We start from the raw sequence: 21,617 nt of genomic DNA, 5'->3' as shown, positions 1-21,617 counted from the left end.
TTGTGTACGCACACAAGAATCCTTGACTCCAGCCACAGTCTTACGCATAATGTTCAGTATGAACAGGCTGAGCACGGCAAAGCGGGCGCAAATCGTGGCGGCGTTGGTGGAGGGGAACAGCCTCCGCAGCGTGACCCGGATGACGGGCGTGAGCATCAACACCGTCACGAAACTGCTCGTGGAATTGGGCACGGCCTGCGCGAACTTCCACGATGAGCACGTTCGCAACGTGAAGGCGAAGCGTATCGAGGCAGACGAGATCTGGACGTTCTGCTACGCACGTCGTGAAAACGTGCCCGAGGGAAAAAAGGGCGAGTTCGGCTACGGCGACGTGTGGACGTGGGTGGGCATGGATGCGGATTCCAAACTGGTGCTGTCGTGGACTGTGGGACGCCGCACAGCGCAAACAGGCTACGAGTTCATGCACGACCTGGCGGATCGCCTCGCCAATCGCGTGCAGCTCACCACGGACGGCCTGCACGCGTACCTCGTCGCCGTCGAATCAGCCTTCGGCAACGACATCGACTATGCGAGGTTGATAAAAGTGTACGGCAGCGACCCGAGGGAGGAGCGGAGATACGCCCCGCCAGTGTGTCTCTCGTCAAAGGAGGAAGTGATCTCCGGCACGCCCGATCCCGGCTACATCTCAACGTCGTACATCGAGCGTCAGAACCTCACGATGCGGATGGGCATGCGCCGATTCACGCGGCTGACGAACGGGCACTCCAAGAAGATTCAGAATCACTGCCACGCCATCGCGTTGCACTACGTCTACTACAACTTCGCGCGCAAGCAGGCGGCATTAAAGGGCACGCCTGCGATGATCGCTGGCCTCGCGGATCGCGTCTGGACGATTGAAGATATTGTGCGGCTGCTCGATGCAGCCGAGAAAAAAGCCGCGTAATAGTGGCCTCGCCCAAGCTCCTTGCACGGCCCACCTTGTTGCGGTTCAGCGACCGCGTGCAGGAACTTCGCTGCGAACGCGGCTTGACTCAGTGTGAGCTTGGGAAACTGGCTTACATGACCGAGGAGTTCATCTACAGGATCGAGCGAGGGACTGAGAATCCCTCGCTCGAATCGATAGCGCTGATCGCGCTCGCGCTCAACTGTGACATCCGCGATTTGCTCTTGCCTGAATGAGGCTTGGTAGTACCCGTCAGAACATGTCCGCTGTCACGGCTTTCTGTAGGATTTCTGACGCAATCTCCTCGCCGGAATAAAGCATCTTGCGCCCGTCCGGCTGACTGGATTGCGCGGCATACACAAGCTTGTTGCCGTCAATGTAGAGGGAGTACGTGGTCATTGCGCCATCGCCTGAGACGTATGCCGCTCCTATTTTCTTGATAAGGAACTGCATGTGGTGGCCGCGTAAGTCGTAGCTCGCGAGGACGTCGAGCTTGACGGACTTTCCGCCCTGGATCTGAAATCCATTTCCGCGCTTTTTGAAATCAACCGGACCGACCTTATCGCTTAACTCGGCCGCGAGATCCTCGAACGCCTTTGTGACGCCTTCCAAGAACTCCGGCATGCGGCTCTGGAGCAAGCTGTCATCAAGCAGTTTTTCGTTGCGCGAGTCGTTCGCGCGCCGCTGTGAGTCGCTCAGGCCGTTTCGGAGCCGGTCAATCCATTCAGTCATGGCGGGAGTATGCGCTTGCGCTGGCACAGTGTCTAACTCGATGGCGATGCCGCGCCACGTTAGCGATCCCCATAGCCGCATATCGCAGTATACTCGACAGCGGTTAGCTACTTACTTTAAGTAAACTGAGACAGTGCCCCTAAAGGTCCGCCCTACAGAGGCATGTTCAGCGCAGCGCCCACATGGCTTCGGCGTGCCAGACCGCGTTCTGCTGCGGCAGCCACGCCGGCAGGCTCTGCCAGCCCGTGCCGCCCGGAAGCCGCGTCGAGAGGAGGATCGCGGTCGCCGACGGCAGCGCTCCCTCGGTCCCCGCTTTGAACGAGGCCTGCCACGTCACGCCGTCGACCGGAATCGCGACATAGAGCGCCCGCCAGCGTCCGCCCGTCACGATGCCGGGGAGATTGCTGCGTGCCGGCGTCACGTGCTCGGGCGCGAGGAACGCGACGCTCAGCCCCGGTTCACGCGGGACCACGGTGACGGTCACCTCGCTGCCCGCCGCGACCGGCGTCACGGTGAAGGCCGCCGCCGCGGGCGGCGGCCCGGGCGAGGGCACGCTCGTGCGAAAGACGAATGGCAGCGCAAAGCGCGGCCACGGGACGCTGCCCTGGAGTGCGTCGGTCGCACGAAACCAGCCGCCAGGCGCGCCCGCGTCGAGATCGAGCCCAGGTTCCTGCGAGGCGACCTCGACCGTGGCCGTCGACGCATTCGACTCGACGAACATGCGGACCGACCGCCGCTGCGGCTCGCGATACGTATAGGCGGGCGCGGCATGGGCGAGTCCGCCGGCGATCGCGGCCGCCGCCAGCAGGCATGCCGTGCCGAGCGCCGGACGGACCAGCGGCCGCGTCGCCGCGACGGCGGCCACGAGCGGCGGCACGACCATCGCGCCCGCCGCGAGCATCACCGCCGCATACAGCCAGACCGGTGTGATCAGGGGCAGCCGCGCGAGGAGGGCGACGAGAAACCGCAGCAACTCCGCGCAGTCGCGCAGCCAGAGCGTGCCGGCCACGCCCAGCACGACGACCGAGACGATGCGCACCGCGTGGATGTTGCCGACCGGGATCGCCAGCAGACCGATACCGGCGACGAGCAGCGGCAGCGTCCACAGGTAGGCCGCCGACGGCGCGGTCGCGCCCATGACCCCGGCGAGCACGACCCAGAGCGGCAGCGTCACGCTCCAGACGAACATCGGATGCCGCGGACCGTGCGCGCGGGCCGGGAGCTGTGCGCCGAGGCGGCTTGCCAGCCAGCCGGCCAACGTCCCGAGGACGATCAGCAGCACGAACAGCCGGCCAGGCTGCGCGTACCACGGATGGTAGACAGCCCGCGATTCCCGCAGCGCCCAGGTGCCGCCGACCATCGCGGCCGCGACCAGCGCCACGCCAACGATCGTCCACACGCCCTCGAGCGCCCAGCGCCATCCGCCCAGCATCCGCAGGCTGGCGCCCACGGTTCGAAACCACGCCAGCAGGCCGAAGACGAGGGACGCGGCCGCGATCGACCAGGAGACGCCGGGTCCCCACGAGAGCGCGAACGTCCGGCCGACGTCGAAGAACGTGGTTCGCGGCGCGTTGTCGCGCGCACTCAGGTCGAGGGCGTCGAGCGCGATCGCCGTGTCCACCACGTTCTCTCCCGTTTCGAGCAGCGCGCGATCGGTGAGCCGATCGGCGGTGTCGCGCGCGGTGTGATAGGCGTAGCTGTCTCCGACGGCGGCGAAGTTGAGCCCGGGCAGGTCGTGCCGCTTCAGGATCGAAAAATCGGTGTCGTTCGGCAGGCGGCGATAGATCTCGATGCCGTACGACGTGCCCCGCGGATGCGACGCCCGCCGCGCCCACGGCGCGACGATCCAGCCGTTCGCCGGCCCGGCCTCGAACAGCAGCGCCCCGCTGTCGTTGCCCGTCGCCTCGATGTTGATGTACGCCTGCAGTCGGCCCATCACCTCGCGATCGGTGACGAGCCCGGCGGCGCCCATCAGCCCGGCTTCCTCTCCGTCGGTGATCAGGACGAAGAGCGCGTGCCGACGGTCGCCGCGCGCCGCCAGCAGCCGCGCCGTCTCCAGCGACACCGCGACGCCGAGCCCGTCGTCGGCGGCTCCAGGTGCGTCGGGCGACGAGTCGTAGTGCGACACCAGCCCGAGCGCCGCCGACTCGGCGCCGGCCTTGACGGCGATGATGTTGAAGACGTGCGCCGTCCTGCCAAGGTCGGGCCGCCGCGCGTCGGTCTCCTGCACGCGCACGTCGTAGCCGTAGAGGCGCAGCTGATCGACGAGGTAGGCGCGCGCGCGGGCGTTCTCAGGCGTGCCGATGGCGCGACAGCCGATTGTGCCCGCGAGCATCTGCACGTGCGCGCGAGCGTTGTCGAGCGAGAACCTGGATTCCGGCCGCGCACACGCCGCGCACAGCAGGAGCAACAGCAGAGCCCGCCGCTTCACGCCGACAGCTTATCAGGCGGCGGCTATTGAATGCGCACGTCGCCGGAGAACGTCTTGAAGTAGTAGTCGATACCGCCCGCACCGATGTCGGCGCGCACGCGACGGCGGTTCGACGACCGAAAGGTCATCGGCACGTCGGTGCGCAGCTCACCGCTGAAGCTGTCGAAGTCGATCGACGCAGCCGTTCCCTGCGAAATCCTGACGTCGATGTTGCCGCTGAACGTTTCGGCGTGAATCGCCTTGTCGCTGCCAGACAGATCGACGCTGCCCGAGAAGGTCTTGACGCGGAGGGTGCCGCGGACGTCCTTGACGATCACGTCGCTCGAAAATGCGTCGACATCGACCATGACGTCTGACGGCACCTCGATGTTCAGGTCGGTCTCGACGACGTTGTCGTTGCGCTCGGACCAGTCGCTGTCCTTCTTGTTGGCCTCAATGATTACGCTGTCGCCGGTTTCCTGGACGTCGAGCTTGATGTGGTTGAGGCGGTCGCGGGTCGCGCGCCGCACGGCATGGATAGCGACGTCGGCGCGGTTGGTGCCGGTAACGGTCACGTGGCCCGAGAAGTTCTTGAGCCGGAGCTGTCCGCCCGGGTGAATCGCGGCCGTCCGATCCACGCGCTCGGTTTCCGTCTGCGTGGCCTGCGCCGCCGCCGGCAGAGAGAACAGGAGGGCGCCCAGCAGAGCCGGGACCGCCAGTCGGGTTGAAATCGTCATTCTTCTCCTCGCCCGGTTTAGACGGAATCGCGACGGCCGGCGTTTATAGGGCGCAAACCGCACCACCGTTCGGCCCGTCTAATGCCTGCGTATGACCCACGACCTGGTATATGCGGTTCGCTCCTTTCGCAGGAGCCCGGCCTTCACGCTGGTCGCACTGCTGTCACTCGCGCTGGGCATCGGCGCCACGTGCGCGATCTTCAGCGTGATCTACGGCGTCCTCATCGCGCCGTATCCCTACGCCAGGCCGGGCGAGATCTGGGCGCCTCGCATCCAGGCCGTCGATGGCCGGGGCGGCCACACCTACATGCTCGACGAGCTGCCGCGTCTCGCCGCCGTGCCGGCCTTCTCGGGCGTCATGGCGACCTCCTGGGAGACGGTGCTGATGACCGGCGAGTTCGGGCCCGAGAGCTTCGGCGGTGTGCTGATGTCGGGGAACGCGTTCAACTTCCTCGGCGTGCCGCCGGTGGCCGGCCGCACGATCCAGCCGTCGGACATTCGTGCCGACGGCACCGCTGAGCCCGTTGTCGTCCTGAGCAACCGGCTGTGGTTCCGGCTGTTCGACGGCAGCCCCACCGCGCTCGGGCGCACCGTCACCCTCAACGGCCGCCCTCACACGATCGTCGGCGTCATGCCGCCGCGCTTCGGCTGGTACGGCAACGACAGTTTCTGGCTGCCGCTGGCTCCGGCGCGCACCGACATCACCGGCATCAACGCCATCATGCGGCTCTCGCCCGGCGTCTCGAAGCAGGTGGCCGAGCAGCAGCTCGACGCCTTGAACCGCCAGCTCGCGCGCGAGAAGCCGTCGGCGTTCCCCACGCGGGGCTTCACGACCACGCTCGACAACTATCTCGACGTCACCGTCGCGAGCGGTGAGATGCAGACCAGCCTGCGCCTGCTGATGGGGGCCGTCGCGTTCCTGCTGCTCATCGCATGCGCCAACGTCGCGAACCTGCAGCTGGCGCGCGGCACGTCACGGGCGCGCGAAATCGCCGTCCGCATCTCGATCGGCGCCGACCGACGCCGTTTGCTGCGTCAGCTGCTGACCGAGAACATTCTGCTCTCGGTCGCGGGCGGCGTGCTCGGCGTGCTGTTCGCGTTCGGCGCCATCCGCGCGATCGTCGCGCTCATGCCGGACTTTTACGTGCCGAACGAAGCGCGCGTCACCATCAACGTGCCCGTGCTGCTGTTCTCTCTCGGGGTCTCGGTGCTGACGGGCATCGTGTTCGGCCTGGCGCCGGCGCTCCAGTCGTCGAATCCGGACGTGACCGACGCGCTCAAAGCGTCGCGCAGCACCGGCGCCGGCGCGCACGGCAGCCACGTCCGCGATCTGCTCGTCACCGTCGAAGTGGCGCTCTCGGTCGTGCTGCTGATCGGGTCGGCGCTGACGATGCGTACGTTCGTCGCGCTGCAGTCGATGGACGGCGGAATCAAGGCGGACCACGTACTGGCGGTCGCGCTGCCGCTCCCCGCCGCGAAATACGCGACGATCGATCAGCGGAACCAGTTCGCCCAGGCACTCCTGGATCGGGTCGCCGCGCTGCCCGGTGTCGAGGCCGCGACCTTCGGCCTGCCGTTCGGCGGACCGTCCGCCGCGGTGGCGATTCCCGGCGTGGCCCCGGATCCGGCGCGGCGGCTCATGGTCAATCTGGCCGGCGCCGATCACCTTCGCGTGTTCGGCATCGCGCTCCGCGCCGGCCGGATGTTCGACGCCGGAGAGGTACGGCGCGGCGATCGCGTCGCGGTGATCAACGAGTCGGCGGCGGCGTTGTGGCCGGCCGGCCAGAGTCCGCTCGGCGCGCGCTTGCGGCTGGCGGCGCTCGAGCATCCACCGGCCCGAACTCTCGTCGACACCAGCCGTCCGCCCGATGTCACGATCATCGGCATCATCGCCGACACGAAGAACAACGGCCTCCGTGACGATCCGGCGCCGGTCTTCGTGCTGCCCTACACGATCATCGCACCCGCGCAGCGGACGCTCGCCGTGCGCAGCTCCGGCGATCCCAACCTGCAGCTGAATCCGGTGCGCGCGCTGGTCCGCCAGATGGACGCCGATCAGCCGCTCGGACGGCCGTTCACGCTCAGCGAAGTCCTGGGTCAGGAAGTCGTTCAGCCGCGATTCACGATGGCCCTCTTCGGCGCGTTCGCGGCCCTCGGACTGGCGCTGGCGGCGGCCGGCATCTACAGCGTCTTGTCGTTTCACGTTACGCGGCGTACGCACGAGATCGGCGTCCGCCTGGCGCTCGGGGCGCCGCGGACGCACGTCGCCGGCCTGCTCCTGAAGATGGGGGGGCGCCTGGTGGCGATCGGACTCGGCGTCGGCATTCCGGCGAGCATCGCGGCTGCCCGTCTCCTCCGCAGCCAGTTGTTCGGCGTGCAGTCCGCGGATCCGCTCGCCTATGCCGGCGTCACCGCGCTGCTCGGGCTGGTGGCCTTCGTCGCCTGCTACCTCCCCGCGCGGCGCGCGGCGGCAGTCGACCCGATACGGGCGCTCCGTGAGGACTAGCGGCGCGCTGAGAATTGCTGAGTGAGCGAACGAGCGCCGCGCGTATGAGTCCGACGGGGACACTCCTCGGACGAAACTAGAGCTTCAGCCGTCCGGTGTAGATGGCCATGCCGGCCACGGCGTCGACGCCGATGCCGTCGAGCCAGTCAATCTCTTCCTGCGTCGTGACCCCGCCGGCCGCGGTCACGGCGCGGGTGGTGGCGCGCCGCACCGCAGCAACCGCGTCACGATCGATCCCCTGCATCAGCCCCTCGACGTCGACGTTGGTGAAGAGGAACTCGCCGAAGAACGGATCGAGGCTTCGGATGGCCTCCACGGGCGTGACGTCGAGCTGAGTTCTCCAGCCGTCGATGACCACTCGGCCGCCCTTGGCGTCGACCGCGGCGACAAGCCGGTCGGCGCCGACCGCTGACGCGAGCGTGTCGGCGAAAACCAGGTCGGCCGTTCCGCCGCGGAACAGCCGTGAGCCGACGATCACCTTGGTGGCGCCAGCCTCGAGGATCGCGAGCACGTCGTCGACGCCGCGCACGCCGCCGCCGACCCGGCACGGCAGGCGCCGGCAGATCGACCCGACGAGCGCGCGATTGTTCCCTGCGTTCTTGGCGGCGTCGAGATCGATCAGCTGCACTTTCGGAAACGCGCTGAATTTCGCGATCCAGCCGTCGACGTCGTCGCTGGCGAGCGCGAGACGCTCTCCCTGCACGAGCTGCACGATCCGCCCGCCCTGGAGATCGATCGACGGAATCAGCATGGCAAGAGCCTCACCGGCACACCGCGCCCGTGCAGGTACGACTTGAGATCCGACACCGCGTGTTCCGAGAAATGAAAGACCGAGGCGGCCAGCGCCGCGTCGGCGCGGCCCTCCGTGAAGACGTCGTGGAAGTGTTCGAAGCTGCCGGCACCGCCCGAGGCGATGACCGGAATCGGCACCGCGGACGACACCGCCGCCGTCATCCCGCAGTCGAAGCCGGATCGCGTCCCGTCGCGGTCGATCGAGGTCAGCAGGATCTCGCCGGCGCCGGCGTCCGTTGCCTGGCGAGCCCATTCGACGGCGTCGCGTCCCGTCGCGGTGCTGCCGCTCCTCGCGAAGACGGCGTAGCGAGCCGCCTTCGCGCTCCGCGCTTCGGCGCCCAGGTCCCCGCGCTTCGCGTCGATGGCGACGACGACCGCCTGCGATCCATAGCGGCGCGCCAGCCGGGTGACCAGCGAGGGGTCGGCGAGCGCGGCGCTGTTCAGCGCGACCTTGTCGGCGCCGCCGTCAAGGGCCGCCGCCGCATCCGCCTCCGAGCGGATGCCGCCGCCGACCGCGAGCGGGATGAAGAGCTCTGCCGAGACGCGGCGGATCGTCTCGGCGAGCGCCCGCCGGTTCTCGAGCGTCGCGGTCACGTCGAGGATGACCAACTCGTCGATGCCCTCCGCATTGTAGCGCCGCGCCAGCGCCGCCGGATCGCCGGCCGACGCCAGATCCTGGAACTGCACGCCCTTGACGACGCAGCCGTCGCGGACGTCGAGGCAGGCGATGATGCGCTTGGCTAGCACAGCGCCACGAAGTTGCGCAGGATGCGCATGCCGTCCTCGCCGGACTTCTCCGGATGGAACTGGACGCCGAAGACGCGTCCGCTGTCGACCACGGCAGCAAACGCCGTCCCGTGGGTCGTGCTGGCGACGGTCGCGGCGGTGACGGGGACCGCGTAGGAGTGCGTGTAATACACGTAGGCCGCGGCCGGCACCCCCGCGAGAATCGGCGAATCGGCGCGCTTCTCCAGGGTGTTCCAGCCGACATGCGGAACCTTGACGTCGCCGTGCAACAGGTAGCAGTCGCCCTCGAGGAGGCCCAGCCCGCGCACTTGCGGCGCCTCCTCGCTGGTCTCGAAGAGAAACTGCAGTCCGAGACAGATGCCGAGGAGAGGCACGCCACGGCGGGCGGCTGTGGTGATGGCGCCGCGCAGTTCGGCGCCAATCGCCGTTGTCGCGGCAAAGTTCCCGACGCCCGGAACGACGATGGCATCGGCGCGCGACACCGCCGTGTCGTCGTCGGCGACGAACGGATCCGCGCCAGCCGCCACGAGCCCTTTCAGCAGCGATGTCAGGTTCCCCGCCTTGTAGTCGACCACCGCAACCCGCGGCCCGCGGCCGGAGCGTCGTTCCCCGCTCATAACAGCCCCTTCGTGGAGGGCAACATCCTGCCGAGCTGCCTGTCCTTCGCGCACGCGACCCGCAGCGCGCGGGCGAACGCCTTGAAGATCGCCTCGATCTGATGATGACTCGAGCGGCCGTAGAGGACCTTGACGTGCACGTTGGCGTGCGCGCCCTGCGCGAAGCCCTCGAAGAAGTCCTGCACCAGCTCCGACTGCAGGTCGCCAACGAGCCTGGTCTTCAGCGCGAGATCGACCACGGCGTGCGGACGCCCTGAGAGGTCGACGGCCGCGACCGCGAGCGTTTCGTCCATCGGCATCACGAAGTAGCCGGCGCGATTGATGCCGCGCTTGTCGCCGAGCGCGGCGGCGATCGCTTCGCCGAGCGCGATGCCGGTGTCCTCGACGGTGTGGTGCTGGTCGACGTCGAGATCGCCGGCCACCTTCAGCGTGAGATCGAACGCGCCGTGCCGCGTCCACAGTTCCAGCATGTGGTCGAAGAAGCGGATGCCGGTGGCGACCTTGTAGCGGCCGCGCCCCTCGATGGCGAGCTTCAGGTGAATCGACGTCTCCCGCGTCTCTCGGACGATCAACGCCCGGCGCATACTACCTCCTCGAATGCAGGGATCAGCCGGCGAGTGTCTTCGACCAGACCGGCGGTGATCCGGATGCAGCCTTCGCATCCTGCCTCCTGCGACCGATCCCGAACGCGGATACCGCGCGCCGCGAGCGCGGCGACGACCGCAGGCGCCGCGTGGCCGACGTGGATGAGCAGAAAATTGGCGTGGCTCGGCCACGTCCGCAGTCCAAGCCGCGTGCACGCGTCCGCGAGCAGGCGCCGCGATTCCGCCGACTGCGCGACGTACCAGTTGCGGTAGTCGCGATCCCGGACGGCAGCCGGCAGGACGGCGGTGACCCAGGCGTTGAGGCTGAAGGGGGGAACGACACGGCGCATCGGCGCGAGCGTGTCTTCACGGGCGACGAGCGCGCCGGCCCGCAGTCCGGCGAGACCGTAGGCCTTCGAAAACGTCCGCCCGACGACGAGATTCGGCAGGTCCGAAAGCGTGCCGTTGTCCAGCACGCTCTCGCCCGCGAAATCGCCATACGCCTCGTCGACGAAGACCAGGATCGGCGCCAACCGGCGGGCCAGCGCACGGATCTCATTGGCCGGCACGAGCGCGCCGGTCGGATTGTGAGGATTGGTGACGAAGACGATCTGCGTGTCCGGAGTCACCGCGTCGAGGAGCGCCTGCACCGGCAAGCGGAACCCGTCGTCCATGGCAACCGTGACCATGCGTCCGCCGAGCGCGGTGACAAATGTCTCGTACATGTCGAACGCCGGCCTGACGCCGAGTCCTTCCGGCATGCCGCCGCGTCGATCGCGAAATGAGGCGGCAACGGCGGCGAGAATGCCTTCGTCCATGCCGTTCGTCAGCACCACTCGGGAGACCGGCACGCCGAGCGAGGCAGCGACGGCGGCGGCAGCCTCCTCGTAATCCGGATAGACGCCCGCGTCTCCCCGCCCCAGGCGCGACAGCACGTCGAGGACGGCGGGCGAGCAGCCGGCGGTGTTTTCGTTGAGGTGCAGGCGAAGCATTGTCACGAGCCCAGCCGCACCCGCATCGACGCGGCGTGCGCATCGAGGCCTTCAGCGACGGCGAGTGCGACGCCGTGCGGTCCGATGCGGCGAAGGCCGGCGCGGGTCACCGTCTGCACCGTCGACAACCGCACGAAATCGGCCGCCGAGAGGCCGCCTCGCGATCGCGCCGCGCCGCTCGTCGGCAGCACGTGATTCGAGCCGGTGACGTAGTCGCCGGCGGCCTGCGCGCTGAACTCGCCGACGAATACCGTGCCGGCGCGCGTCAGTTGTGACGCCACCGCCGGCGAATCGCAGACGACGTGTTCCGGCGCCATGCGGTTGGCGAGCGTGACGGCCGCGGCGAGCGTGCGAGTGACGACGATGGCGCCGTTATTCGCGAGGGCGGCCGCAGCCGGGCCTCGCGGCGGCATCTGCGCGGCAATCTCGGCGGCCACGGCGCGGGCCAGCCGACGGCTCGGCGTGACGAGCACGGCGCGCGCGTGCTCGTCGTGCTCGGCCTGGGCGATGAGGTCGGCGGCGATCCAGCCGGCGCGGCCGCTGGAAGAGATGATCAGGATTTCGCTCGGCCCGGCGAAGAAGTCGATCGCGCAGTCGCCCGCCACCAGCGCCTTGGCGGCCGCCACGTAGGCGTTACCGGGTCCGACGATCTTGTCGACGCGCCGGATCGATGCGGTGCCGTAGGCGAGCGCGGCGATCGCGTGCGCGCCGCCCAGCCGGAACAACCGGGTCACGCCGGCGTCGAGCGCCGCGAGCATGACCGTCGGATCCGGTTTCGGGCACATCGCGATCACCTCCCGTACGCCGGCCACACGCGCCGGAATCGCGGTCATCAGCAGCGACGAGGGCAGGGGATAGCGGCCGCCAGGGACGTAGCAGCCGACGCGGTCCAGCGGCGTCACCCGCTGCGCGACCGTCACGCCGGGAACCGGGGACGTGCGCCACGGCGTCGGCACCTGGCGCGCCGCCACCCGCCGGATGTTCGCGGCGGCGTAGCGGATGGCGCGCTTCACGTCCGTCGGTACCCGCGTCGCCGCCGCACGCATCTCGGCGCGCGTGACCTCGAAGCCGCCGTCGAGACCGTCGAACCGTGCCGCGTACTCGCGCACCGCCACGTCGCCGCGCTCTCGTACGTCGGCCACGATCTTCACCGCCGCGCCCTCGACGTCGGGAGTCCGTGCAGCCGAACGATCGAGGATGGCCGCCAGTGCGGAGTCGTCAGAAGCCTCGACGATCCTCACGTCTCACATCTCCACATTTCCACATTTCCACATTTCCAAATTTCCAAATTTCCAAATCTCACACCACGATCTTGTTCAGCGGATACTCCACGATGCCCTGCGCATTCGCCGCCTTGAGTCGCGGGATGAGATCGCGCACCGTCCGTTCCTCGATGATCGTGTTGACCGCGACCCAGTCGTCGTCGCTCAACGGCGACACGGTCGGCCGCTGCAGCGCCGGCAGCAGCGCCAGCACCTGCGACAGTTCGGCGCGCCGCACGTTCAGCATGAGGCCGACGCGTCCCTGTGCTTCGATCGCCGCTTTCAGCAGAACGGCGATGTTGTCGAGTTTGGTCGCCTTCCACCCATCGGTGAGCGCCGTCCGGTTGGCGATGAGCTGCGTGTTCGACTCGAGCACGGTGTCGATGATGCGCAGGCGGTTGGCGCGCAGCGACGACCCGGTCTCGGTCACTTCGACGATGGCGTCGGCCAGCATCGGCGGCTTGACTTCCGTGGCGCCCCACGAGAATTCGACCTTCACCTTGACGCCTTTGCGCGCGAAGTAGGCGTCGGTCGCGCGCACCAGCTCAGTCGCGATCGTGCCGCCGTCGAGATCCTCAGGCGTGTGATACCGCGAATCTTCGGGGACGGCCAGCACCCAGCGCACCTTGCCGAAGCTCTGTTTGGCGTACACCAGATCCGCCAGCGCGACGACGCTGCTGCCGGTGCCGTTCGCCGCGTCGTGTTCGGCGACCCAGTCGAGCCCGGTGAGCCCGGCGTCGAGCACGCCGTCGGCGACGTAGCGCGCCATCTCCTGCGCGCGGATCAGCATGCACTCGATGTCCGGATCGTCGATCGTCGGGAAATACGAGCGCGAGCTGGCGAAGATGGTGTAGCCCGCCCGTGCGAACAGTTGCACCGTCGCGTCCTGCAGCGAGCCCTTCGGAATGCCCAGTCGGAGTTTCATCTCTGCGGCTCCAGCAGCCGAAAACAGGTCCGCGTGCCCGTGTGGCAGACGTTGCCGTCGCCGAGCCGCTTCACCTTCAGTAGCACCGTGTCGTCGTCACAGTCGACGAGCAGCGTTGAGACCCGCAGGCGGTTGCCGGAGGTCTCCCCTTTCGTCCACAGCTGGTTGCGCGTCCGGCTGAAGAACGTGGCGAACCCGGTCGCGCGCGTCTTCTCGAACGCCTCGTCGTTCATGAATCCGACCATGAGCACTTCGCCGCTGGCCTCGTCCTGCACGACCGCCGGTATCAGTCCATCGAGCTTGCTGTAGTCCATCGGTGACTTCCGACTTTCCTGTCCGAGGCCGTCAGCGGCCGAAAACGAAAAAAGCCCCGCCGAGTCGTGCTCGGCGGGGCGAAGGTTGCGATGGTCTGTGGTTCTCGACGCTCGTCTATACGCAACCCGGCCGGCCCGCCGAAGCAGGATGGTGGCCGCGATGGTGATGCGCGAGACGGAACATCTGCCGAGTAGGGTATTTCCTCGGCCCGGCCGAAGTCAAGGCGACGCCCGGATGACCTCCCCGTGACGCCCGCGAACGCGCTACCGCACGGCGGACGTCGACGCCCGTGACGGGACGGACGCCTTACCGTCCGCGCTGCGCGTCGTATCGGCCGCGCCCCACGCTGTACCGGCCCCGTCGATCAGGATCGAGTTGGCGTCACCCTGGAATCCGCCGGCGCTGACATTGAGGTGTCCCATCGCCTTCAGGCTCGCGAGCAAGGCATCGTCGGCGCCGCCGCGTTCGATACGCACGCTGTCGGGCATCCACTCATGGTCCATGCGCGGCGCGTCGACCGCCTCGCGCACGTTCATCTCGAACGCCGTGACGTTGAGCACCACGGCAAACACGGTGTTGATGATGGTGCGGCCGCCCGGTGATCCCGTGACCAGCACGAGCTTGCCATCCTTCGAGACGATCACCGGCGTCATCGAGCTGAGCATCCGCTTGCCGGGATCGATCAGGTTCGCGGGCGTTCCGATCGTGCCCTTGTCGTCGGTGACGCCGGGGTTCTTGTTGAAATCGCCCATCTCGTTGTTGAGCAGGAATCCCGCGCCCTTCACGACGACGCGCGAACCGTAGCCCCCTTCGAGCGTGAAGGTGTTGCTGACCGCCATCCCGCCGCGATCGATCACCGAGAAATGCGTGGTTTCATCCGGCTCCGCCGCCTGCGCCAGCGTCAGGATGTCCTTGCCGATCTCGGCGCTGCTGCTGGCCCTCGCAGGGTCGATGTTGGCGGCCACCTCTTTCGCGTGGTCCTTCGCGGTCAGACTGGCGACCGGAACCTGGACGAAGTCGGGATCGCCGAGGAATCGCGCGCGATCGAGATACGCACGGCGCATCGCCTCGATCTCGAGATGCCGGGCCTCAGCGGAGGCCGCACCCTTGCTCTTCAGATCGTAGGGTTCGAGGATATTCAGCATCTCGACGAGGGCCACGCCGCCGGAGCTCGGGGGAGGCATCGCGGCGATGTCGTAGCCACGGTACTCGCCCGTGACGGGCGCGCGCTCCCTGGCCTCGTAGGCGCCGAGGTCGGCCCTGGTGATCAGTCCGCCGTTGGCAGCGAGATCGTCGGCGATGCGATCGGCGATCCATCCCCGGTAGAACACGTCCGCGCCGTCGGTGGCGATCGCACGCAGCGTCCGGGCGAGATCGCCGAGCACGAGTCGATCGCCGGCGGCCCACTGCCCGCCGCCCGGCTTGCCGTAGGCAGCGACCGACGCGGGATACTTGCCCATGACCCCCGCAAGCTGTGCGTTGAGACTGCGGGCCAGCGCCGGCGAGATGACGAAGCCGGCTTCCGCGATCTCGACCGCGGGCATGACGACGTCCTTCCACGGCAGCGTCCCGAAGCGCTTGTGAGCCAGCGCCAGTCCGCGCACGGTACCGGGGACGCCGGGCGCGAGGTAGCCTTCGTTGGTGAGACTGATGTCGACCTTGCCGTTGCGCATGTACATCGTTCGCGTCGATGACTGCGGCGCCTTCTCGCGATAGTCGAAGGTGGTGACGGCGCCGGTCGCGGCCCGGACGACCATGAAGCCGCCGCCGCCGATGTTGCCGGCGCTCGGGTGTGTGACGGCGAGCGCGAACGCGGTGGCGACCGCGGCGTCGACGGCGTTGCCGCCGCGCGAGAGGATCGCCGCTCCTGCATCGCACGCCGGCGCCGAGGTGCAGACGACGAGGCCGTCCTGCGAGGCCACGCCCTTGTCGGCCGACGTCTGAATTCGCGACGGCAGAGCGACGCCAAAGACGATCATGACAGCCACGGCGGCGGGACGAGCCAAAGCGAGCATCGGCGAAGCTTAGCACCGGCGCCGCCGGCAGCGGAACGGTGGGGCTCGGATCTTGCACGACTCAGCCGTCGCATGCGCATATGGCCGGGTGAGCCGTTCCCGCTTGGTGCCACGTACGACGGGCAGGGCACCAACTTTTCGGTGTTTTCCGAGGTCGCGACGCGCGTCGACCTGTGCCTGTTCGACGCGGCGGGCACGGAAACCTGCGTCCGGCTTCCGGAATTGACGGCGCTCTGCTGGCACGGCTACTTCCCTGACATCAAGCCTGGGCAACGCTACGGCTTCCGCGTGCACGGACCGTGGGCGCCCGACGAGGGGCAGTGGTGCAATCCGCGCAAACTGCTGATCGACCCCTATGCCAGGGCGATCGAGGGGGCCTGGAACTGGAACGAGGCGCTGTTTCCGTACCACTTCGGCGATCCCGAGAACTCGAAGAACGATCTCGACAGCGCCCCTTTCATCCCCCGATCGGTGGTCGTCGACGACGCGTTCGACTGGGGCGACGACGCGCCGCCGAATACGCCGTGGCACACGACGATCGTCTACGAAACCCACGTCAAGGGGTTCACGAAGCTTCTCTCGCCGCTGCCCGAGAACATCCGCGGCACCTACGCCGGACTCGCGCACCCGGCGGCGATCGACTACCTGAGAGAGCTTGGCGTCACCGCTGTGGAGCTGCTGCCGGTACACCAGTTCGTCCAGGACTCGCTGCTGCTCGACCGCGGCCTACGCAACTACTGGGGCTACAACTCGATCGGCTACTTCGCGCCGCACAACGAGTACGCCTCGTCAGGCAGCGACGGCTCACAGGTGCGCGAGTTCAAGGCGGCGGTGAAGGCCCTGCACGCCGCAGGCATCGAAGTGATCCTCGACGTGGTCTACAACCACACCGCCGAGGGGAACCATCTCGGCCCCGTGCTGTCGTTCAGGGGGCTCGACAACGCCGCCTACTACCGGCTGGTCGCCGACAAGCGGCGCTACTACTTCGATTACACCGGCACCGGCAACTCGCTGAACATGCGGCACCCGCACGTGCTGCAGCTGATCATGGACAGCCTCCGCTACTGGGTCACCGACATGCACGTCGACGGCTTTCGTTTCGACCTGGCGGCGACGCTGGCGCGCGAGCTGCACGACGTCGACCGGCTGTCGGCGTTCTTCGATCTGATCCAGCAGGATCCGATCATCAACCGCGTCAAGCTGATCGCCGAGCCGTGGGACATCGGCGAAGGGGGGTACCAGGTCGGCAACTTCCCGCCGTTGTGGTCGGAATGGAACGGCAAGTATCGCGACTCGACGCGCGACTTCTGGCGCGGCACCGATCAGACGCTGGCCGAGTTCGGCTCGCGCTTCACCGGCAGCTCCGATCTGTATCAGGGGACGGCGCGGCGGCCCTACGCGAGCATCAACTTCATCACCGCGCACGACGGCTTCACGCTGCACGATCTCGTCTCGTACAACGACAAGCACAACGACGCCAACGGCGAGGAGAACCGCGACGGCGAGAGCCACAACCGCTCGTGGAACGGCGGCGCCGAAGGCGCGACCGACGACCCCAACGTCGTCGGACTGCGCAACCGACAGGTGCGCAATTTCCTGGCGACGCTGCTGCTGTCGCAGGGAGTGCCGATGATCTGCGGCGGCGACGAGATCGGCCGCACGCAGCAAGGCAACAACAACGGCTACTGCCAGGACAATGAGGTCTCGTGGTACGACTGGGCGCACGCCGACCAGGCGCTGCTCGGCTTCACCCGCGATCTGATCCGGCTCCGCTCCGCACATCCGGTCTTCTGCCGCCGCCGCTGGTTCCAGGGACGCGCCATCCGCGGCAGCGAGGTCGGCGACATCGGATGGTTCACCCCAGGGGGCACCGTGATGTCGGATCAGGACTGGCAGACCGGCTTCGCCAAGTCGCTCGGCGTCTTCCTGAACGGCGAGGCGATCCCGACGCTCGGCCTGCACGGCGAGCGCGTCGTCGACGACAGCTTCTACGTGATGTTCAACGCGCATTCCGAGCCGGTCGAATTCGTGCTGCCGGAATCGAAATGGGGCGAGCACTGGTCGATCGCGCTCGACACCAGCGCCGTGCCGGATCACGTGGACGGCGAGGCGTCCGGCCGCGCGCTTGCCGCGGGCGAACATCTGCACGTGCAGGGCTGGTCGCTGGTGCTGCTGCGGCGGCTGCAGACGTAGCCCGGGCCCGGGGTGCGCGAGGCGCTGGGCGCCGTATTAAGCTGTCGGTGTGATCCGCCCGCTGATGGCCGTGCTCCTCGCCGCCTGTGCCGCGCTCTATCCGCAGGGCATGCCGGCGGCCAGGCCGATCACCGTGTCGGCGGCGATCAGCCTGACCGACGTCCTCACGGCGGTCGCCCAGGAGTACGGACGCGAGGGACGGGGCTCGATCCGATTCGATTTCGGGGCGTCGAACGTGCTGGCGCGGCAGATCACGAGCGGTGCGCCGGTCGACGTGTTCGTCAGCGCCGACGAGGCGCAGATGGACGTGGTCGCGGCGGCGCAGCTCCTGCTCGACGGCACCCGCGTCGATCTGTTGCGCAACCAGCTCGCGATCGTCGTGCCCAGCGATCGTCCGCGCACCCTCGCCGGGCCGCGCGACCTGACGTCGCCGGCCTTCCGCCGGATCGCGCTCGGCGATCCCGAGGCGGTGCCGGCCGGGGTGTACGCGAAGCAATATCTGCAGCAGCTCGATCTGTGGACGGTGTTCGAGGCCAAAGTAGTGCCCAGCGGCAGCGTGCGGGCGGCGCTGGCCGCCGTCGAATCGGGCGCCGCCGACGCGGCGATCGTCTATCGGACCGACGCCCGGATCGCCCTGAAGGCGACCGTCGCTTACGTCGTCCCTCTCGAGCGCGGGCCGCGGATTGTCTATCCTGGCGCGATCCTGAAGACGTCCGCCGCGGTCGACGAGTCGCGGCGGTTCCTCGACTTCCTGCGCGGCGCCACGGCGGCGCGCATCTTCGAACGGTTCGGCTTCACGCTTGCCGCGGCACCGCGCTGAGCATGGAGATCTGGCGGATCACGTGGTTCACGGTGCTGTGCGCCGCCGCTTCGACGGCCATCGTGCTGCCGCCTGGCGTCGGCCTGGCCTGGCTGCTGGCCCGGCGCCGCTTCCGCGGCCGCACCCTCGTCGAAACCCTGGTCTCGATGCCGCTGGTCATGCCGCCGGTGGCGACCGGCCTCATCCTCCTGATGCTGCTCAGCCGCCGCGGCGTGGTTGGCCAACTGCTCGACCGCGCCGGCATCGACGTCGTGTTCACCTGGAAGGCCGTGGTGCTGGCGATGGGCATCATGGGCCTGCCGCTGCTCGTGCGGACGGCGCGCGCCGGCTTCGAACAGATCGACGTGCGCTACGAACAGGTCGCGGCGACGCTCGGCGCCCGCCCCTTGCGGGTGTTTCTGACGGTGTCGCTGCCGTTGGCGTGGCCGTCGGTGCTGGCCGGTGCCGTGCTCGCCTTCGCGCGCGCGCTCGGCGAGTTCGGCGCGACGATCGTCGTGGCGGGCAGCATTCCTGGGGTCACCCGGACGCTGGCCGTCGCGATCTACACCGACGCAGAGACGGGACATGACGCCCGCGCGTTGACGCTGCTGCTGATCTCGGTCGCGATCGCCTTTGCCGCGATGTGGGCATCCAACCGCCTGGTCGAGCGGCGCCCGGCATGATCGCCGTCGACATCACCCTCGTGCAGGGAGCGTTCACGCTGGCGGCCGCCTTCGAGATCGACGGGCGCGCCGCGGCCCTGTTCGGCCCCTCCGGAGCCGGAAAAACGACGATTCTCGACACGATCGCCGGTTTGCGACGCCCCTCGCGAGGCACGATCGCGGTCGACGGTCGCGCGCTGTTCTCGAGCGCTCTCGGCCTCGATGTCGCTCCCTACCGCCGCCGCATCGGCTACGTGCCGCAGGACGTGGCGCTCTTCCCGCACTTGAACGTCCGCGGGAATCTTCGCTACGGATCCCACGCGGCGTCCGCGCTCGATCCCGAACGCGTGACGACCATGCTGGAGATCGATCGGCTGGTGGATCGGCGGGTCACGGATCTGTCGGGCGGCGAGCGCCAGCGCGTCGCGCTCGGGCGCGCCTTGATGTCGGGGCCGTCGCTGCTGCTGCTCGACGAGCCGCTGGCGGCGGTGGACGTGGCGCTGCGCCGGCGCATCCTGCCGTATCTGCGCCGCGTCCGCGACGAGCTGAAGGTGCCGATTCTCTATGTCTCCCACGACCGGCAGGAGGTCGATGAGCTCGCCGACCGGGTCGTCACGATCGACAACGGCCGGATCGTCGACGTCGAGGAGCGATCGTGAGCCTCGACCTGTCGCCGCACCCGGCGGAGACTGAGGCGTGAGCGATCCCTCGAGCCGCGTGCGGACGATCCTGCTCGCGATTGCGGTCGCCTTCACCGCATGGGCGGCGCTGGTCTTCGTCACCGGCGGCATCGAATGGCGCATCGCGGGGGTGCTCCTCCGATCTCGCGATCCGTTCCGCCCGCTCCTGCTCGCGATTGTCCTGCTGGCCGTGCAGGGCGCGTTCTACCGGGAGGCCTTCGCGCGCGATATCGATCGGGCGACGCGGCTGCTGCGGCGGCGGGCCGTGCCGCTCGCGCTCCTGGTGGCAGCGGCTGCGGCGGCCCACGCCGTCTACTTCGGAGGATGCACCGCCGGCGGGTCCGATTCCTACGGCTACGTCAGCCAGGCGTATGGCTGGGTGAACCGGCAGCTGCCGCAGGCATATCCGCTGCGGCTCTCGCTGCCGTTCCCGTCGGGCGACCTGATGCAGATCCCGCTCGGGCATCGTCCCGGAACGGCGCCGCACACGATGGTGCCGACCTACGCGCCGGGCCTGCCGCTGTTGATGGCCGTCGGCATCGTGACGCTCGGCCGGATCGGCCCGTACATGGTCGTTCCGGTGTGCGCGGCGCTGTTCGTATGGTGCACGTTCCTGGTCGGGCGGCGGGCCGTCGGACCGATGGGCGGCGTCATCGCCGCGATCGTCGCGGCGACCACGCCCGTCGTGCTCTTCCAGGCGCTCTGGCCGATGAGCGACGTGCCGGCCGGCGCGCTCTGGACGGGCGGCCTGGCCGGCGCCCTGGGCAATTCGCGCCGTGGCGCGATCCTGGGCGGCGTGGCCGCGGCGCTTGGTCTGCTCGTCCGTCCGAACCTGCTGCTGCTGGCCGCAGTGCTCGTCTTCTGGATCTTCCTGAGGGCGCGCGGCAGCGAGCGATTCGTGCGTGCGGCGCTGTTCTCGCTGCCCTTCGTCCCGGTGGTGGCAGCCGTCGCGCTGCTCAACACCCGCTGGTACGGCTCGCCGCTGGCATCCGGCTACGGCCGGTCGGCCGAAATCTATTCGCTGGCGAACGTCATTCCCAACCTGCAGCGCTATCCGGCCTGGTTCTGGTACTCGCAGTCGTTCTGGATTCTCCTCGCGTTCGTGTCGCTCTGGGCGCTGCTGCGTCCATCGCGCGAACGGCCGGCGATCGCTCTGTGCTGGGCGTTCGTCCTGGCGACGCTGGTGTCGTACATCACCTACACGCCGTTCGACGACTGGTGGTACCTCCGGTTCCTGCTGCCCGGCATCGGCGCGCTCTCGGTGCTGATGACCGCGGGCCTCGCCGTCGCCGCCGGGCGCATCCCTCGCCCGTGGGGATCGGTCCTCGCGATGACCATGGTGCTCCTGATCGTCAGACAGGCGACGAGCTTCGCGCTCGACCACTCCATCTTCGGGCAGCTGCGCAAGGACGAACACCGCTACGCCGATGTGGCGGCATTTGTCGGCGACAACCTTCCAGAGAACGCCGTCGTCTTCGCGATGCAGCACAGCGGCAACATCCGCATCTGGGGCGGACGGCTGACGCTCAGGTACGACCTCATCGATCCCGACTATCGCGCGCGCATCGTCCCCGAGCTGGAACGCGAGGGGCTGCATCCGTACCTGGGCATCGACGACTGGGAGGCGCCGGAGGTGAAGCGGCACTTCGGTCTCGCCGAAGACCAGCCGCTTCCCTGGCCGCGTGTCGCGCACATGCGCGAGAGCGGCGGCGCGTCGGTCTACGACCTCGCATCGACGCCGCAGA

General features: G+C 68.3%; 20 protein-coding genes. 8 read left to right on the top strand and 12 right to left on the bottom strand.

Features of this window, described 5'->3' with window-relative positions; genetic code table 11:
• Positions 1 to 58 precede the first annotated feature (58 nt).
• Entirely contained in the window at positions 59 to 904 is an 846-nt protein-coding gene (locus VGI12_15665; GenBank protein ID HEY2434112.1) for an IS1 family transposase, read from the top strand.
• A gap of 2 nt (positions 905 to 906) precedes the next feature.
• Positions 907 to 1,140: a helix-turn-helix transcriptional regulator gene (locus VGI12_15660; protein HEY2434111.1), complete on the top strand. Its 234-nt coding sequence runs from the start codon at positions 907 to 909 to the stop codon at positions 1,138 to 1,140.
• A 16-nt stretch (positions 1,141 to 1,156) separates the two neighbouring features.
• On the opposite strand, the gene VGI12_15655 is transcribed toward VGI12_15660, so the two are convergent.
• From VGI12_15655 to VGI12_15645, 3 genes are all read right to left on the bottom strand, one after another.
• On the bottom strand, positions 1,157 to 1,636 hold the full coding sequence (locus tag VGI12_15655; GenBank protein ID HEY2434110.1) for a hypothetical protein: 480 nt from the start codon (positions 1,634 to 1,636) through the stop codon (positions 1,157 to 1,159).
• A gap of 166 nt (positions 1,637 to 1,802) precedes the next feature.
• Positions 1,803 to 4,067 (bottom strand): M28 family peptidase, encoded by a 2,265-nt coding sequence (locus VGI12_15650; protein HEY2434109.1) that lies wholly within the window; start codon positions 4,065 to 4,067, stop codon positions 1,803 to 1,805.
• Positions 4,068 to 4,090: 23 nt separating this feature from the next.
• Complete coding sequence (locus tag VGI12_15645) at positions 4,091 to 4,783, bottom strand: DUF4097 family beta strand repeat-containing protein (GenBank protein HEY2434108.1); 693 nt, start codon at positions 4,781 to 4,783, stop codon at positions 4,091 to 4,093.
• Between the two features lie 91 nt (positions 4,784 to 4,874).
• On the opposite strand from VGI12_15645, the gene VGI12_15640 reads away from it, so the two are divergent.
• Complete coding sequence (locus VGI12_15640; protein HEY2434107.1) at positions 4,875 to 7,289, top strand: ABC transporter permease; 2,415 nt, start codon at positions 4,875 to 4,877, stop codon at positions 7,287 to 7,289.
• Positions 7,290 to 7,365: 76 nt separating this feature from the next.
• Here VGI12_15640 and VGI12_15635 read toward each other — a convergent pair whose 3' ends face one another.
• From VGI12_15635 to ggt, 9 genes are all read right to left on the bottom strand, one after another.
• On the bottom strand, positions 7,366 to 8,040 hold the full coding sequence (locus tag VGI12_15635; GenBank protein ID HEY2434106.1) for a HisA/HisF-related TIM barrel protein: 675 nt from the start codon (positions 8,038 to 8,040) through the stop codon (positions 7,366 to 7,368).
• On the bottom strand, positions 8,034 to 8,828 hold the full coding sequence (gene hisF / locus VGI12_15630) for an imidazole glycerol phosphate synthase subunit HisF (protein ID HEY2434105.1): 795 nt from the start codon (positions 8,826 to 8,828) through the stop codon (positions 8,034 to 8,036). The genes VGI12_15635 and hisF overlap by 7 nt, the downstream gene beginning before the upstream one ends.
• Positions 8,822 to 9,445, bottom strand: coding sequence for an imidazole glycerol phosphate synthase subunit HisH (gene hisH / locus VGI12_15625; GenBank protein HEY2434104.1), 624 nt, complete (start codon positions 9,443 to 9,445; stop codon positions 8,822 to 8,824). The genes hisF and hisH overlap by 7 nt, the downstream gene beginning before the upstream one ends.
• The gene (gene hisB, locus VGI12_15620; protein HEY2434103.1) at positions 9,442 to 10,029 is read right to left on the bottom strand and encodes an imidazoleglycerol-phosphate dehydratase HisB; all 588 of its coding nucleotides are present in this window, start codon (positions 10,027 to 10,029) and stop codon (positions 9,442 to 9,444) included. Before hisB ends, hisH begins: the two co-directional genes overlap by 4 nt.
• On the bottom strand, positions 10,014 to 11,021 hold the full coding sequence (locus VGI12_15615) for a histidinol-phosphate transaminase (protein HEY2434102.1): 1,008 nt from the start codon (positions 11,019 to 11,021) through the stop codon (positions 10,014 to 10,016). Before VGI12_15615 ends, hisB begins: the two co-directional genes overlap by 16 nt.
• A 2-nt stretch (positions 11,022 to 11,023) precedes the next feature.
• Positions 11,024 to 12,262, bottom strand: a complete 1,239-nt coding sequence (gene hisD, locus VGI12_15610) for a histidinol dehydrogenase (GenBank protein HEY2434101.1) — start codon at positions 12,260 to 12,262, stop codon at positions 11,024 to 11,026.
• 58 nt (positions 12,263 to 12,320) lie between these two features.
• The gene (gene hisG, locus VGI12_15605; protein ID HEY2434100.1) at positions 12,321 to 13,208 is read right to left on the bottom strand and encodes an ATP phosphoribosyltransferase; all 888 of its coding nucleotides are present in this window, start codon (positions 13,206 to 13,208) and stop codon (positions 12,321 to 12,323) included.
• Positions 13,205 to 13,522 carry a phosphoribosyl-AMP cyclohydrolase gene (hisI, locus tag VGI12_15600; protein ID HEY2434099.1) on the bottom strand — a complete coding sequence of 106 codons (318 nt, stop codon included), beginning with the start codon at positions 13,520 to 13,522 and terminating at the stop codon, positions 13,205 to 13,207. Before hisI ends, hisG begins: the two co-directional genes overlap by 4 nt.
• A 264-nt stretch (positions 13,523 to 13,786) precedes the next feature.
• Positions 13,787 to 15,538 carry a gamma-glutamyltransferase gene (ggt, locus tag VGI12_15595; GenBank protein ID HEY2434098.1) on the bottom strand — a complete coding sequence of 584 codons (1,752 nt, stop codon included), beginning with the start codon at positions 15,536 to 15,538 and terminating at the stop codon, positions 13,787 to 13,789.
• 72 nt (positions 15,539 to 15,610) lie between these two features.
• Between ggt and glgX the strand changes: the two genes are divergently transcribed.
• The 5 genes from glgX to VGI12_15570 form a co-directional block, all read left to right on the top strand.
• Entirely contained in the window at positions 15,611 to 17,731 is a 2,121-nt protein-coding gene (glgX, locus tag VGI12_15590; protein ID HEY2434097.1) for a glycogen debranching protein GlgX, read from the top strand.
• A gap of 49 nt (positions 17,732 to 17,780) precedes the next feature.
• The gene (modA, locus tag VGI12_15585) at positions 17,781 to 18,551 is read left to right on the top strand and encodes a molybdate ABC transporter substrate-binding protein (protein HEY2434096.1); all 771 of its coding nucleotides are present in this window, start codon (positions 17,781 to 17,783) and stop codon (positions 18,549 to 18,551) included.
• 2 nt (positions 18,552 to 18,553) lie between these two features.
• Entirely contained in the window at positions 18,554 to 19,213 is a 660-nt protein-coding gene (gene modB / locus VGI12_15580; GenBank protein ID HEY2434095.1) for a molybdate ABC transporter permease subunit, read from the top strand.
• Positions 19,210 to 19,851, top strand: a complete 642-nt coding sequence (locus VGI12_15575; GenBank protein ID HEY2434094.1) for an ATP-binding cassette domain-containing protein — start codon at positions 19,210 to 19,212, stop codon at positions 19,849 to 19,851. Before modB ends, VGI12_15575 begins: the two co-directional genes overlap by 4 nt.
• 37 nt (positions 19,852 to 19,888) lie before the next feature.
• A partial coding sequence (locus VGI12_15570) for a hypothetical protein (GenBank protein HEY2434093.1) occupies positions 19,889 to 21,617 on the top strand: 1,729 nt, incomplete at its 3' end.

This window comes from Vicinamibacterales bacterium, assembly GCA_036496585.1.
GTDB lineage: Bacteria > Acidobacteriota > Vicinamibacteria > Vicinamibacterales > 2-12-FULL-66-21 > JAICSD01.
The sequence above is the reverse complement of the archived record's forward strand: the minus strand, read 5'-3'. Positions and strand labels throughout refer to the sequence as shown.